Origin of the sequence: Phycicoccus jejuensis (genome assembly GCF_000720925.1) — a bacterium.
GTDB classification, from domain to species: domain Bacteria; phylum Actinomycetota; class Actinomycetes; order Actinomycetales; family Dermatophilaceae; genus Phycicoccus; species Phycicoccus jejuensis.
On the sequence record NZ_JOEE01000002.1, the window covers coordinates 205,179 to 219,404 of the forward strand.

13 protein-coding genes are annotated in these 14,226 nt (G+C 74.2%); 7 read left to right on the forward strand and 6 right to left on the reverse strand.

Annotated elements, in window-relative coordinates; translation table 11 throughout:
- Positions 1-35: 35 nt before the first annotated feature.
- On the forward strand, positions 36-1,829 hold the full coding sequence (locus tag IG69_RS0104895; RefSeq protein WP_051750233.1) for an alpha/beta hydrolase: 1,794 nt from the start codon (positions 36-38) through the stop codon (positions 1,827-1,829).
- On the opposite strand, the gene IG69_RS0104900 is transcribed toward IG69_RS0104895, so the two are convergent.
- From IG69_RS0104900 to IG69_RS0104915, 4 genes are read right to left on the reverse strand one after another with little or no spacing between them, the layout of a single operon-like run.
- A complete protein-coding gene (locus IG69_RS0104900; RefSeq protein ID WP_051750234.1) occupies positions 1,796-2,221 on the reverse strand; it encodes a hypothetical protein in 426 nt (141 codons plus the stop codon). The two genes, IG69_RS0104895 and IG69_RS0104900, sit on opposite strands and share 34 nt — an antisense overlap.
- A complete protein-coding gene (locus IG69_RS0104905) occupies positions 2,218-3,393 on the reverse strand; it encodes a molybdopterin-dependent oxidoreductase (protein ID WP_084696589.1) in 1,176 nt (391 codons plus the stop codon). The genes IG69_RS0104900 and IG69_RS0104905 overlap by 4 nt, the downstream gene beginning before the upstream one ends.
- Entirely contained in the window at positions 3,390-4,091 is a 702-nt protein-coding gene (locus tag IG69_RS0104910) for a TIGR04282 family arsenosugar biosynthesis glycosyltransferase (protein ID WP_157577359.1), read from the reverse strand. The genes IG69_RS0104905 and IG69_RS0104910 overlap by 4 nt, the downstream gene beginning before the upstream one ends.
- Positions 4,088-4,759: a glycosyltransferase family 2 protein gene (locus IG69_RS0104915; protein WP_030527058.1), complete on the reverse strand. Its 672-nt coding sequence runs from the start codon at positions 4,757-4,759 to the stop codon at positions 4,088-4,090. The genes IG69_RS0104910 and IG69_RS0104915 overlap by 4 nt, the downstream gene beginning before the upstream one ends.
- Before the next feature lie 124 nt (positions 4,760-4,883).
- On the opposite strand from IG69_RS0104915, the gene IG69_RS0104920 reads away from it, so the two are divergent.
- Complete coding sequence (locus IG69_RS0104920; protein ID WP_051750236.1) at positions 4,884-6,290, forward strand: hypothetical protein; 1,407 nt, start codon at positions 4,884-4,886, stop codon at positions 6,288-6,290.
- Between the two features lie 109 nt (positions 6,291-6,399).
- Here IG69_RS0104920 and IG69_RS0104925 read toward each other — a convergent pair whose 3' ends face one another.
- Both IG69_RS0104925 and hisC read right to left on the reverse strand, forming a co-directional pair.
- The gene (locus tag IG69_RS0104925; protein ID WP_245616083.1) at positions 6,400-7,461 is read right to left on the reverse strand and encodes an NAD-dependent epimerase/dehydratase family protein; all 1,062 of its coding nucleotides are present in this window, start codon (positions 7,459-7,461) and stop codon (positions 6,400-6,402) included.
- A gap of 386 nt (positions 7,462-7,847) precedes the next feature.
- Positions 7,848-8,966, reverse strand: coding sequence for a histidinol-phosphate transaminase (gene hisC, locus IG69_RS0104930; RefSeq protein ID WP_051750237.1), 1,119 nt, complete (start codon positions 8,964-8,966; stop codon positions 7,848-7,850).
- Between the two features lie 172 nt (positions 8,967-9,138).
- Here hisC and IG69_RS0104935 point away from each other — a divergent pair, with 172 nt between their 5' ends.
- The 5 genes from IG69_RS0104935 to cydB all read left to right on the forward strand — a co-directional run bounded on the left by IG69_RS0104935 (position 9,139) and on the right by cydB (position 14,223).
- Entirely contained in the window at positions 9,139-9,981 is an 843-nt protein-coding gene (locus tag IG69_RS0104935) for an aldo/keto reductase (RefSeq protein WP_030527062.1), read from the forward strand.
- Positions 9,982-10,039: 58 nt separating this feature from the next.
- Positions 10,040-10,426 carry a phage holin family protein gene (locus IG69_RS0104940; protein ID WP_030527063.1) on the forward strand — a complete coding sequence of 129 codons (387 nt, stop codon included), beginning with the start codon at positions 10,040-10,042 and terminating at the stop codon, positions 10,424-10,426.
- 31 nt (positions 10,427-10,457) lie between these two features.
- Positions 10,458-11,477 (forward strand): UDP-glucose 4-epimerase GalE, encoded by a 1,020-nt coding sequence (galE, locus tag IG69_RS0104945; RefSeq protein ID WP_030527064.1) that lies wholly within the window; start codon positions 10,458-10,460, stop codon positions 11,475-11,477.
- Positions 11,478-11,714: 237 nt separating this feature from the next.
- Positions 11,715-13,172 carry a cytochrome ubiquinol oxidase subunit I gene (locus tag IG69_RS0104950; RefSeq protein WP_030527065.1) on the forward strand — a complete coding sequence of 486 codons (1,458 nt, stop codon included), beginning with the start codon at positions 11,715-11,717 and terminating at the stop codon, positions 13,170-13,172.
- Positions 13,173-13,191: 19 nt separating this feature from the next.
- Positions 13,192-14,223: a cytochrome d ubiquinol oxidase subunit II gene (gene cydB / locus IG69_RS0104955; protein WP_030527066.1), complete on the forward strand. Its 1,032-nt coding sequence runs from the start codon at positions 13,192-13,194 to the stop codon at positions 14,221-14,223.
- Positions 14,224-14,226: the final 3 nt, after the last annotated feature.

The following is a 14,226-nucleotide window of genomic DNA, read 5'->3' on the forward strand; positions in this document are numbered from 1 at the left end:
TCCGACGCCGCGACGGGACCCACGGGACGAGGACGATGACCCTGCAGACGCGCGCACGGCCGGGTGACCGGCGCGGCCGGGCACTCCCGCTCGTGGCCCGCCTCGCGGCCACCGGCGCGCGCCTCCAGCGCTTCGAGCCGCCCCTCGGCGCGCCGTCGCGCATCACCGAGGCCCGCTTCTCCGGGCCGGGGCTGCTCCTCGGGGCGGTCTTCACCGCGGCTTCCCTCGCCCCCTCGCTGCTGCCGCGGCCCTCGGTGGTCCAGGGCGCCATCTCGGGGGTCAGCCTCTTCCTCGGCTACGCGGCGGGGACGGCCCTCTCGGCCCTGCGTGCCTACCTCGGCATCCCGCGGCTGCGTGGCCGCCTGCACGAGGCCGTCGTCGGGGCGGCCGCCGCGGTCGCGGTCGCCGCCCTCGTGCTCGCGGCGTGGAAGCAGGTCGGCTGGCAGAACGACATCCGGGTCCTCTACGGGATGCCGCCGATCGGGCCGGACGGCTGGCCGCTCGTCGCGGCGGTGACGGTCCTGGCGGCGGTCGGGCTCCTGCTCGTGACGCGCACCGTGGCCTGGGCCTTCCTCGCGGTGCGCCGCCGGCTGAACCGCCGGATGCCGCGACGTGTCTCGGCGCTGCTCGGCGGCACGCTCGTCGTCGTCGGTCTCTGGGCCGCCTTCACCGGGGTGCTGGTCAACGCCTTCTTCGCCGGCGCCAACGCCCTCTTCGCCCCGTCGGACCAGGTCGTCTCCAGCGGATCGCGCGCCCCGACGGCGCCGGTGCGCTCCGGCGGCCCGGGCTCGCTCGTCGACTTCGCCGACCTCGGCGCCGAGGGGCGCGGCTTCGTGTCCGGCGGGCCGAGCGTGGACGCCATCAACGCGGTGACCGGTGGCGGCGCCCGCCTGCCGGTGCGCGTCTACGTCGGGCTGCGCAGCGCCGAGACGGCCGAGGAGCGGGCGCAGCTCGTCCTGCGCGAGCTCCAGCGGACCGGCGCCTTCGGGCGCAAGGTGCTCGTCCTCGCGACGACGACCGGCACCGGGTACCTCGACCGCAACGGCACCGACCCGCTCGAGTACCTGTGGAACGGCGACACCGCCATCGCCGGGGTGCAGTACTCGTACCTGCCGAGCTGGATCTCGCTGCTCGCCGACCAGGACTCGGCGCGCGAGACCTCGCAGACGGTGTTCTCGGCCGTGCACCGCTACTGGTCGACGCTGCCCGAGGAGAGCCGACCCCGCCTCTACCTCTACGGCCTCTCGCTCGGCGCGTACGGGGTCGAGAGCATCCTCGGGTCCTTCAACCTCATCAACGAGCCGATCGACGGCGCGCTGCTCGTCGGGCCGCCGTTCGTCTCACCGGTGCACGCCCAGCTCGTCGCCGAACGGGATGCCGGCAGCCCCGCGTCGTTGCCCGTGTACGGCGGCGGGCGGACCGTGCGCTTCGCCTCGGAGACGCGGGACGTCGACCGGACACCGGGGCAGTGGGGGCCGACCCGCGTCGTCTACCTCCAGCACGCGTCCGACCCGGTCGTGTTCTTCAGCACCGACCTCGCGTTCACCCCGCCGGCGTGGCTGCGGGCCGACCAGCGGGGTCCGGACGTCTCACCACGGATGGGCTGGTTCCCGCTCGTGACGATGGTGCAGGTGCTGCTCGACCTGCCCGGCGCCGGCAGCGTCCCGATGGGCTACGGGCACCTCTACTCGGCGCCGGCCAACCTGCGCGCCTGGGTGGCCATCACGCGTCCGGAGGGCTGGGACGCCGCGGGCCTCGCCCGGCTCTCGGACGTCGTCGCGAAGCGCCCGCACCCCTACGGACGCGGCTCGGTCTCGTCGACGAGCTGAGCGCGCCGGGCCCGCAGGGCCGCGACCACGGTGAGCAGAACCGCGACCGCCGCGATGACCAACCAGCCGGTGGTGTACGGGCGGTCGAGCAGGGTCGGGTTGTCGGGGCGCGCGCCGAAGCGGCCGAGCACCGGGACAGCGACGAGGGTGAGAGGCCCGAGGACGACGAGCAGCCCGACGAGCGGTGGGCGCAGCCACGGCGGGACGACGAGCGCGAGCAGCGCGCCGAGCCCGACGACGACCGGCGCGAGGACGGCGTCGTGGGCGAGGACGCCGCCGACGACCCACACGAGCACGTCGACGACCTGCGGGCCGAGGTCGGCGACGAGGAGCAGCCCCCACGCGAGCGCGGCCAGGCCGAGGGCACCGAGCGCGAGCCGGGCGGCCCTCATGCCCGGACCACCTCGACCTCGCCGAGCCACTTGGTCTGGAGCACACCGGGCCTCGCCGAGGTGATGAGGCGGCAGGGGTACCCGTGGTCGGGGTCGAGCGGCTCGCCGGCGAGCGACAGCGCGAGCAGGGAGTCGGTGCGGGCCACCCAGGCGGACGGCAGCGTCGACTCGCGGTAGGCGCCGCGGGGCTGCATCGAGCGGACCGTCACGTCGTCGGACGTCGTGCCGCCGACGAGCGCGACGACGTCGCGCACCGCCACGCCGCCCCACGTGCCGCTGGCGCTCCAGCCCTCGACGCACGCGATGGGGAGGACGACCGACCGCTGGGGCATCGCGAGGAGGTCGTCCCGCGACAGCTCGACCGTGCCCGACGGCCCGGTGACCTTGAGCCGCCACGCGGGGTCGACGGCGAGGTCGGCGACGAGCGCCCCGACGGCGCTGCGGTTGACCGGGATCCCTTGCGGGCCGGTGCCGGAGCGGACCGCGAGCAGCGCGACCCGGCGCAGCCCGGGCAGCTCGACGGCCGTGGTCGCGACGACCGCCACCGCGGAGGCCAGCCACGTCGTCCGCAGCAGCGAGCGACGCGACGGCGTTCCCGCCCGCGCCGACCGGGTCTCCGGCGGCGCACCGAAGGCCGCGCGCACCTGCGGCAGCTTGACCGCGACGTGGAGGATCACCGACCCGACGGCGACCCATCCGATCGCGAAGTGGGAGCGGATGAAGTCGAAGCGCCACGGGTACCACTGCGCCGAGTTGGCCAGCCCGGTCGCGAGCTGGAAGACCGCCGACCCGACGAGGAGGAAGACCGAGACGCGTTCGAGCAGGTGCAGGACGAGCCGCCGCGGCGCGAGCGGCGGCCGCTCGAAGAAGCGGGGGAAGACCGACCACAGCTTGACGAGCAGCAGCGGGACCGCGGCCGTCCCCGCGGCGACGTGCAGGCCCTGGGTCACCTGGTAGAGGCGCGTCGGCCCGGTCGGCAGCGGGAAGGAGCCGGGGTGCTGGAGGGCGTGGCTGAACAGGCCGGTGAGGAAGCAGAGCACGAACGCCGGCCCGAGCCAGACGCCGATGCGGGCCGCCGTGCGCGGGCCGCGCAGGGTGTCGTCGAAGTCCTCCGGCCGGGGGATCCGGGCGTCGAGGCGCGCGGCGAGCCCGCGCAGCGCCCGCTCGCTCATCGGCTCGCGCCCGTGCTGCCGCGGTCGGCCTCGGGCAGGAGCACGAGCGAGCGCCACCGCTCGGCGAACCGGGTGCCCGGCGCCTCGAGCGCGACGGCCTGCGCGTCCTCGACCTCGTCGACGTCGCGCAGGGCCGGCCCCTCGACCGGCGGATGGCCGGCCTCGGTGAGCGCCGCGGCCGTGAGGCGGCCGGTGTCGTCGCGGCTCATCGGCACCCCGGCGAGCACGCGCGCCTGGTGCGGGTGGGTCGTCACGAGCACCCACCAGCCGCCGTCGAGCGCGGGCCCGAGCACCGGCCGGTCGTGGTCGTGGGCGGCGTCCGCGACCGCGCGCAGCTGGTCGGGATGGGCCTGCGGGGTGTCCATCCCCACCTGGACGACCGGCCCGCCGGCGAGCCGGTGGGCCTGGCGGTGGCCGTCGACGAGGCGCTCGGCGAAGGTGACGCCACCCTGGGGCACGACGTGCCAGTCGGCGGCACTCCGGCGGATCGACTTCTCCCGCAGGGCCTGCGAGAGGTCGCCGGCGAGCGCGAGGACGCGGCGGCCGCGCGGCCAGACCTGCGCGGCGGCGTCGAGGGTGTCGAGGAGGGCCGCGGCGGCGAGGTCGGCCGCCGCCTCGTCTCCGACGCGGGCGGCGAGGCGGGTCTTGGCCTGGCCGGGCACGGGCGCCTTGGCCATGACGAGGATGCTGCCCCTCACCGGCCGGCCTCCGTCGCGAGGACGCGGGCGAAGTCGCGGCCCGCCCGCAGCGTGCCGCGGACCGAGCCCGACACCTTCGACCTGGTGCCGGCCGCCCGGGGCAGGTAGGTGATGTCGTGCTCGGTGATGGTCCAGCCGGCCCGCTGCGCCCGGACGAGCAGCTCGACGGGATAGCCGAAGCGGCGGTCCTGCACCCCGAGGTCGAGGAGGTCGGTGCGCCGGCAGACCCGCGCCGGCGCGATGTCGCGGACGGAGAGGCCGGTGCGCCGGCGCAGCCACGCGAGGACGACGGCGTTGCCGGTGCGGGCGTGCCACGGCCAGACGCCGCGCGCGCCCGGGCGGCGGCGGCCGACGGCCATCGTGGCCTCGCCGCGTCGGACCTCCTCCAGCAGCGGCACGAGCTCGGCGGGGTCCATCGACCCGTCGCCGTCGAGCACCGCGACGTACTCGGCGCTGGCCGCCTCGACGCCGGCGTGGACCGCCGCGCCGTAGCCCGGCCGGCTCTCCGCGACGACGGTGGCGCCGAGGCCGCGGGCGACCTCGGCGGTGCCGTCGCGGGAGCCGTTGTCGACGACGATGACCGCGAAGCCCTCGGGCACGCGCGCCATCACGCCGGGCAGGGCCGCCGCCTCGTCACGGCACGGCAGCACGAGGTCGCAGGTGGTCACGGCGCGAGCCTAGGTGGTCGCGGTCGCCCGGACGCGCCGAGCGCACGGCCTCCCTCGTGCGACGTCGTAGGTGGGGTCGGTCGCGGAGGGCGGGCGGTCGAGGTGCGCAGGGCATGCTGGGGCCATGACCTCCGCGCCCGTGACGACCCGACCGCCCGCGCCGCGGGTCGACGGCGCCGGCCGGCGCGCCGGGTGGGGACTGCTCGCGGGCGCGCTCGTCGTCGGCTTCGCGGTCCTCGTGCCGGTGCTCACCGGCGTCGACGTCGTCGCCGGGGGCGCGGCTCCCCTCATCGGCGACTGGGTCCTGCGGTACGGGCCGAGCAGCGTCGTCGCGGTCCTCGTCGTCGTGGCCCTCGCGCACCCGCGCCTGCCGTCGCTCGTCGAGCGGGTGCCGTGGCGGCGGCTGCTGCTCGCGTCGTGGGTGGTCGGCGCCGCCTGGATGGTCTCGCTCGCGCTCGTCGACGGGTACGCCGGCCTCGGCCGGGTCCTCGACCACGGCACCGAGTACCTCGAGAGCGCCCGCAAGATCGACGACGTCGGCGAGATGCTGCGGGTCTACGTCTCGCGCATCCCCCTCGACGCGCCCGGGCACTGGGCGGTGCACCTGGCCGGGCACCCGCCGGGCGCGGTCCTCATGTTCATCGGGCTCGACCGGCTGGGCCTGGGCGCCTGGCAGGTGGCGGGGCCGATCGTCGTGGCCGTCGCCGCCACCACGCCGGTCGCCGTCGCCGTGACGCTCGACCGCCTCGGCGCCCGCGACGCCGCCCGCCGCGCGCTGCCCTTCCTCGTCGTCGGGCCGTCGGCGGTCATCGCCGCGGTCTCGGCCGACGCCGTCTTCGCCGCCACCGTCGCCTGGGGGATGGCCGCGCTCGCCGCCGCGCTGCGGGCCGGCGGCGGCCGCCGCTGGGCGCTCGCCGTCGTCGCCGGGCTGCTGCTCGGCTGGTGCGTCATGGAGTCCTACGGGCTCGTCCTCGCCGGGCTGCTCGCCGTCGGGGTGCTGCTCGCCGCGCGGACCACGTGGGCCGAGCGGGTGCGCGTGGCCGCGGTGGCGGCGCTCGTGGCCCTCGGAGTGGTGCTCACCTTCGCGGCGCTCGGCTTCGCCTGGTGGGAGGCCTTCCCGGTCCTCCACGACCGCTACTGGGCGCCCGGCGACGTCGCGAGCCGCCGGCCGGCCTGGTACTGGGTCGTCGGCAACCTCGGCGCCCTCGTCATCTGCGCCGGGTTCGCCCTGCCCGCGGGGGTCGCGGCGGCGTCGCGGCCCGTGGTGCGGCTCGTGAGCGCGGCCGGTCGTGCGTCGGCGGCCACGTGGGAGCGCGCCGCCGGCCCGCTCGTCGCCGCGGGGGTCGGGATGGTCGCCGTCGCCGACCTCTCGCTCATGAGCAAGGCCGAGGTCGAGCGCATCTGGCTGCCGTTCGTGCCGTGGATGCTCCTCGGCACGCTGTGGCTGCCCGAGCGCTGGCGGCGGCCGGCGCTCGTCGGCCAGGGGGTGCTCGCGCTGCTCGTCCAGCACCTCGTCCGCACCGTCTGGTGACCGCGTCCATCGCGCGCTACACCGCAGGACGTGTCGCCAGCGCAGCACCTACTGCGGTGTAGCCCGCACCTGGGCCCGCGGCGGAGGTGATGCCGGGCGCGCGGGCTCGTCAGGCGCGCAGCGGGGCCGTCGCGAAGGCGCCGAGGCCCTCCTCGGGCGTGACGGACGCCGTGAACCCCAGCTCCTCGCGGGCCCGCTCCGGCGAGGCGACGACGTGGCGCACGTCGCCGATCCGGTACTGGCCGGTGATGCGCGGCTCGAGGTCTCGGCCGGAGCCGGCGGCCACGTGGCGCGCGACGTCGGCGATGGCGATCGGCGTGCCCGAGCAGACGTTGTAGGCGCGGTGGCTCGCGACCGGGGCCTCCAGCACCCCGCGGACCGCGGCGAGGTTGGCGCGGGCGACGTCGGCGACGTGGACGAAGTCGCGCATCTGCCGGCCGTCTTCGTAGACGGTCGGCGGCTCGTCGCGCTCGAGCGAGGAGCGGAACATCGCGGCGACCCCGGAGTAGGGGGTGTCGCGGGGCATCCCCGGCCCGTAGACGTTGTGGTACCTCAGCGAGATGGCGGCGCCCGGGGCCTGGCGCGCCCACGCCGCGGCGTACCCCTCCTGCGCGACCTTGCTGACGGCGTAGCTGCTGCGGGCGTCGAACGGGGCGTCCTCCGGGACGAGGTCCCAGTCGAGCGGGCCGCCGCAGACCGGGCAGGGGTTGTCGAACTCGCCGCCGTCGAGCGCCTCGCGGGTGCGCGGGCCGGGCGCCTGCGGGCCGTGCTGCGGGCAGGAGTAGCGGCCCTCGCCGTAGACGACCATCGAGGACGCCTGGACGAACCGGCCGACCCCCTCGGCGTGCATCGCGGCGAGCAGCGCGGCGGTGCCGAGGTCGTTGTGGCCGGCGTAGAGGGGCAGGTCGGCCGCCGTCGCGCCGGCGCCGACCATCGCGGCGAGGTGGACGACGGCGTCGCACCCCTGGAGGAGGTCGGCCCAGCCCCCGGCCTCGCGGACGTCGAGGACGTGGACGCCCGCCGGCGGGTCGTCGCGCGTCGTGGCCGCGTGGGCCTCGGGCAGGAGGAGGTCGACCGCGACGACGTCGTGGCCGTCGGCCACGAGCTCGCGCCAGGTCGCCGTGCCGATGAACCCGGCCGCGCCGGTCAGGAGGATGCGCACGCGCGCCATCCTGCCCTGCCGTGCTCGACCATCCGCGATCGCGTGTGAAACCGCCGGGCGACCCGGCGGGTTCACACGCGTTCGCGAGGAGGAGCACGTGGAGGAGCCGGTGGGTGGCCGCGGGCTGCAGCGCGGGCGGACGGCGGCGGGAACCGCGGACGGCGGGGTCGGTGGCGTGGCTGATGGCGCAGGACGTGGGGCGATCACCCCGGCTCCTGCGCCACCGCCCGCGCCCCCGGCAACGCCCCCTGCCACGCCGGCGGGGGACGGGACGCGATGACCCCGCACGTGCGGGGTCGTCGGTCACGGGTCAGGGCCAGGCGGACGTGTGTGAAACCGCCGGGCGACCCCGGCGAGTTCACACGCGTTCGTGGGAGGAGGAAGGAGGAGGGGCGTCAGGCGGGGTGGGCCGCGCGCCAGCGGCCGGCGACCTCGAGGAGGCGGTCGTTGGCCTCGGGCTCGGCGATCGTGACGCGCACCCCGTCGGTGGCGTACGGCCGGACGGTGAGCCCGGCCTCGTCGCAGGCCGCCGCGAAGGCCGGGGTGTCGTCCCCGAGCGGGAACCACACGAAGTTCGCCTGCTGCTGCGGCACGTCCCAGCCCTGCTCGCGCAGCGCCGCGACGACCCGCTCGCGCTCGGCGACGAGCTCCTTGACGCGCACGTCGAGCTCGTCGGCGGCGTCGAGCGACGCCAGGGCCGCGACCTGCGCGAGGGAGTTGACCCCGAACGGCAGCGCCGACTTGCGCAGCGCCTGCGCCACCGGCTCGTGCGCGACGGCGTACCCGACCCGCAGGCCGGCCAGCCCGTAGGCCTTCGAGAAGGTGCGCAGCACGACGACGTTGGGGTGGGCCTCGTGGACGGCCATCGCGTCCGGGGCGTCCGGGGCGTCGACGAACTCGAGGTAGGCCTCGTCGATGACGACGAGCACGTCGCGCGGCACGCGCGCGAGGAACGCCTCGAGCTCGTCGGCGCCGACCGTCGTGCCCGTCGGGTTGTTCGGCGTGCACACGAGGACGAGCCGCGTGCGCTCGGTGACGGCATCGGCCATCGCGTCGAGGTCGTGGCGCTCGCCGGGCGCCAGCGGCACCATGACGGGCGTCGCGCCGGCGAGCGTCGTGAGGATCGGGTAGGCCTCGAAGCTGCGCCACGCGAAGAGGACCTCGTCGCCGTCGTCGCACGTCGCGCGGACGAGCTGGTCGAGGACGCCGACCGACCCCGGGCCGGTCGAGATCCGCGCCGCCGGGACGCCGAGCCGGGCGGCGATCGCCTCGGTGAGCGCGGTCACCGCCATGTCCGGGTAGCGGTTGATGCCGCCCGCCGCGTCGCGCACGACGTCGAGGACCGACGGCAGCGGAGGGAACGGGTTCTCGTTGCTGCTCGCCTTGTAGGTCACGAGCCCCTCGCGGGCCGTCGCCGGCTTGCCGGGGGCGTACGCGGGCAGGGAGCCGAGGGCGTCGCGCAGGCGCACCGGGGTGGGGTGCGCCGCGGCCTCGGCGGTGAGGTCGTCGGTCATGGCCTCCACTGTAGGACCGCCGGCGAGCGCCGCCGCCGAGCGCCGCCGCCCTCCGGCCTCGCACCCCGTCGAGTGAACAGGACGCGCCGTGCGAGCGTCCGCCCCGACGGCGCGTCCTGTTCACTCGACGGGTGGGACCGGTGCGGGGACGCCTCGCAGCTAGCGTGGGCGCATGGCCTCCGACCCCATCCCGCACCGGCTCTCCGACGGCACGACCGCGCCCCTCGTCGGCTTCGGCACCTACCCGCTGCGCGGCGAGGAGGGCATCGAGGCGATGGTCTCCGCGCTCGAGGCGGGCTACCGCTACCTCGACACGGCGGTCAACTACGAGAACGAGGCCGAGGTCGGCGAGGCCCTGCGCCGCAGCGGCGTCCCGCGCGAGGAGGTGCGCGTCGCGACGAAGGTCCCCGGCCGCTTCCACGAGCGCGAGCTCGCGCTCACCTCGCTGCGCGACTCGGCGCGCACGCTCGGCCTCGAGCGGATCGACGTCGCGCTCATCCACTGGCCCAACCCGAGCCGCGACCTCTACCCGCAGGCCTGGCAGGCGCTCGTCGAGGCGCAGCGGGAGGGCCTCGTCGAGACCATCGGCGTCAGCAACTTCACCGAGGCGCACCTCATCCGCGTCATCGAGGAGTCCGGTGTGACCCCGGCGCTCAACCAGGTCGAGCTGCACCCGCTCTTCCCGCAGGAGGAGATGCGGGCCGTGCACGCGCGGCTCGGCATCCTCACCCAGGCGTGGAGCCCGCTGGGCAAGCGGCAGGCGCCCTTCGGGGCCGACCCCGTCGCCGCGGCCGCCTCGACGCACGATGTCTCCCCCGGTCAGGTCATCCTGCGCTGGCACGTGCAGCTCGGCTCGATGCCGCTGCCCAAGTCCGCGACCCCGGCCCGCCAGCGCGAGAACCTCGACGTCACCGGCTTCGCGCTGACCGACGACGAGATGGCCGCCATCACCGGCCTCGGCCGGCCCGACGGGCGCCTCTTCGACGGCGACCCCGACACGCACGAGGAGATGTAGGCCGGATGCGCCCTCGCGGGTCCGTCACCCCGGGCCCGCGACCTGTCATGATCGAGCGGTGACGAACTTCCTCATCCGGGTCGGGATCAACGCCGTCGCCCTCTGGGTCGCCGCCCTCGTCGTCCAGGGGGTCGACCTCGCCGAGGACCAGGTCTCCACCGGCCGCAAGATCCTCACGATCGTCCTCGTCGCGCTCGTCTTCGGGCTCGTCAACGCGGTGATCAAGCCGATCGCGAAGTTCTTCTCGTTCCCCTTCATCATCCTGACGCTCGGCCTGTTCACGTTCATCGTCAACGCGCTGATGCTCCAGATCACCGAGTGGATCAGCAACGGCCTCGGGCTGTCGTTCACCATCGACCACTTCTTCTGGGACGCCGTGCTCGCGGCCATCGTCATCACCCTCGTCTCGTGGGTGCTGAGCGTCGTCCTCCCCGAGGACGACTGAGCCCGACCCCTCCAACGCTAGGGTCGACGCCATGCGCGTCCTCGTCTCCGGCGGTGCCGGCTACATCGGGTCCCACACGGTCGTCCAGCTCGTCGGCGCCGGGCACGACGTCGTCGTCGTCGACTCCTTCGCCAACGCCAAGCCCACCGTCGTCGGGCGCATCGAGGCGATCACCGGGCAGCCGCTCGACGTCCGCTCCTTCGACCTGACCGACCACGACAAGACCGAGCACCTCTTCGCGCACGAGCCGTTCGACGCGGTCATCCACTTCGCGGGGTTCAAGGCCGTCGGCGAGAGCGTCGAGAAGCCGCTGGAGTACTACGAGAACAACCTCGGGTCGACGTTCTCTCTCGTGCGGGCGATGCGCCGCCACGGCGTGCGCCGTCTCGTGTTCTCGTCCTCGGCCACCGTCTACGGGGCCGAGGCGCCGGTGCCGATGCACGAGGACCTGCCGACCTCGGCGACCAACCCCTACGGCTGGACCAAGGTGATGCAGGAGCAGGTGCTGCGCGACGTCGCCGCCGCCGACCCCACGTGGCGCGTCGCCCTGCTGCGCTACTTCAACCCGGTCGGCGCCCACGCCTCGGGGACGATCGGCGAGGACCCGTCCGACGTGCCGAACAACCTCATGCCGTACATCGCGCAGGTCGCGGTCGGCCGGCGCGACAAGCTCCTCGTCTTCGGCGGCGACTACCCGACGCCCGACGGCACGGGCGTGCGCGACTACATCCACGTCGAGGACCTCGCCGCGGGACACGTCGCCGCGCTGGCGCGCCTCGGGAGCACCGACGACGCGGTGTCGACGTGGAACCTCGGCACCGGCCACGGCACGTCGGTGCTCGAGCTGCTCCACGCGTTCGAGCGGGCCTGCGGCCACGAGCTGCCGCACGAGGTCGTCGACCGCCGGCCGGGCGACATCGCCGCGTCCTACGCCGACCCGTCGCGGGCCGAGGCCGAGCTCGGCTGGCGCGCGACGCGGACCGTCGACGACATGTGCGCCGACACCTGGCGCTGGCAGTCGCGCAACCCGCACGGTTACCCCGACGCCTGAGCGGCGGCACAACCGGGGCGCGCGACGCGTCGACATTTCGGGGTCACCCCGAAATGTCCACGAGGCACGACCTCCGAACCGGGGTCTCGTGGACGAAGCCTTGTGTCGCGCTCCGACGCCCGCGTGAGGTGACGCTGGCCTGCGTGGCCCGCCTCACACCGGGACGACTGGGTGCGATCTACGACGTTGTGTAGTTTGTACTACATCACGTCGTACTACGCGCTCCAGGAGCAAGGCATGGGATCTTCGCTCGACGTCGCCCGGTGGCAGTTCGCCATCACGACGGTCTACCACTTCCTCTTCGTCCCGGTGACCATCGGGATGTCCGGCGTCGTCGCGTACTTCCACACCCAGTGGGTCCGCACGCACCGCCCCGAGTACTACCGCCTCACGAAGTTCTTCGGGAAGCTCTTCCTCATCAACTTCGCGCTCGGTCTCGTCACGGGCATCGTCCAGGAGTTCCAGTTCGGGATGAACTGGTCGGACTACTCCCGCTTCGTCGGCGACATCTTCGGCGCCCCGCTCGCCTTCGAGGCGCTGCTCGCCTTCTTCCTCGAGTCGACCTTCCTCGGCGTCTGGATCTTCGGCTGGGGTCGCATCCCCGAGAAGCTCCACGCCAGCTCGATGTGGCTCACCCACGTCGGCACCGTGCTGTCGGCCTACTTCATCCTCACGGCCAACTCGTTCATGCAGCACCCGGTCGGCTTCCGGTTCAACCCCGAGACCGGCCGCGCCGAGATGTCCGACTTCCTCGCCGTGCTGACCAACAAGGTCCAGCTCGTCACCTTCCCCCACGTCGTCCTCTCGGCCTACATGGTCGGCGGCGCCGTGATCATGGGGGTCGCGCTCTGGCTGCTGCGCCGTGACCACGCCACCGACGACGCCCCGATGTACCGCAAGGCCGTCCGCGTCGGCGCCGTCGTCTCCCTCGTCGCCTCGCTCGGCGTCATCGTCTCCGGTGACGTCCAGGGCAAGATCATGACCGAGGTCCAGCCGATGAAGATGGCTGCGGCAGAGGCGCTCTACGACACGACGAGCAACGCCCCGTTCTCGGTCCTGTCGATCGGCCCCCTCGACGGCAGCACCGCCACCCGCGTCATCCAGGTGCCCGGGCTGCTCTCCTTCCTCGGCACGGGCGACTTCAACGGGACGGTCGAGGGCATCAACGACCTCAAGGTCTCCGAGCGCGCGATGGCCGAGAAGGTCGGCCAGCAGTACGGCCCCGAGGTCGCCGCGCTCGTGCAGGCCGACGACTACGCGCCGATCATCCCGGTCGCCTACTGGACGTTCCGCCTCATGATGGGCGCCGGGTTCCTCACGATCCTCCTCGCCGCCGCGGCGCTCTGGGTCACCCGCAAGAACGGTGTGCCGCAGGCCCGCTGGTGGACCGCGGTCGCCGTCCTCACCCCGCTCCTGCCCATCGCCGCGAACAGCTTCGGCTGGATCTTCACCGAGATGGGTCGCCAGCCCTGGCTCGTCTACGGCCTGATGACGACCGCCACCGGTGTCTCGCCCTCGGTCAGCGTCGGCGAGGTCTGGGTGTCGATGGTCGTCTACACGCTCCTCTACGCAGCGCTCGCCGTCGTCGAGGTCAAGCTCTTCCTCACCTACGTCCGCCGTGGCGCCGAGCCCTTCGAGGACCCGGCCGACCACACGGACGTCCCCGAGGACGCCCCCCTCCAGTTCGCCTACTGACCACAGGGACTCGCACACCATGGACACTCTTCAGCTGCTCTGGTTCGGCCTCATCGGCCTCCTCTGGGCGGGGTACCTCGTCCTCGAGGGCTTCGACTTCGGTGTCGGCGCTCTGCTCCCCTCGCTCGGCGCCGGCACGGACGCCGAGGACACCGAGAAGCGCCGCCGCGTGATGCTCACGACGATCGGCCCCCACTGGGACGGCAACGAGGTCTGGCTCCTCACCGCCGGCGGTGCCACCTTCGCCGCCTTCCCCGAGTGGTACGCGACGATGTTCTCCGCGTTCTACCTGCCGCTCCTGCTCGTCCTCGTCGCGCTCATCGTGCGCAACATGGGCTTCGAGTACCGCGGCAAGCGCGACGACGCGACCTGGCGCAAGCGCTGGGACATCGCCATCATCGGCGGCTCGGTCGCCGCGCCGCTCCTCGTCGGGGTCGCGCTGACCAACGTCGTGCGCGGCGTCCCGCTCGACGCCGACTCGGAGTACGCGGGCAACCTCTTCACCCTGCTCAACCCGCTGAGCCTGCTCGGTGGCCTCACCGTGCTGGCGCTCTCGCTCACCCACGGCGCGTTCTTCCTCGCCCTGAAGACCAGCGGGTCGATCCGCGAGGACGCCCGGCGGATGGGCACCGTCCTCGGGCTCGTGACGGCCGGCCTCGCCGTGGTCACGCTGCTCTGGCTCAACGTCGCGACCGGCTCGGTGTGGTCGTGGGTGACCACGGTCGTCGCCGCCGTCGCGCTCCTCGCGGCGATCTACGCCAACACGCAGGGCCGCGAGGGCTGGGCGTTCATCGGCACGGCCGTCACGGCCGCGACCGCGGTGGCCACGTACTTCCTGGCCCTCTACCCGGACGTCATGCCGACGAGCCTCGCCGGTGGTCGGTCGCTGACCATCGAGAACGCGTCGAGCAGCCCGCTCACCCTGAAGATCATGACCGGCGCGGCGCTCGTCTTCACGCCGATCGTGCTCCTCTACACCGCGTACACCTACTACACCTTCCGCAAGCGGATCGGGACGCACCACATCCCCGCCCCGGTCGCGGTCAAGTGAGGA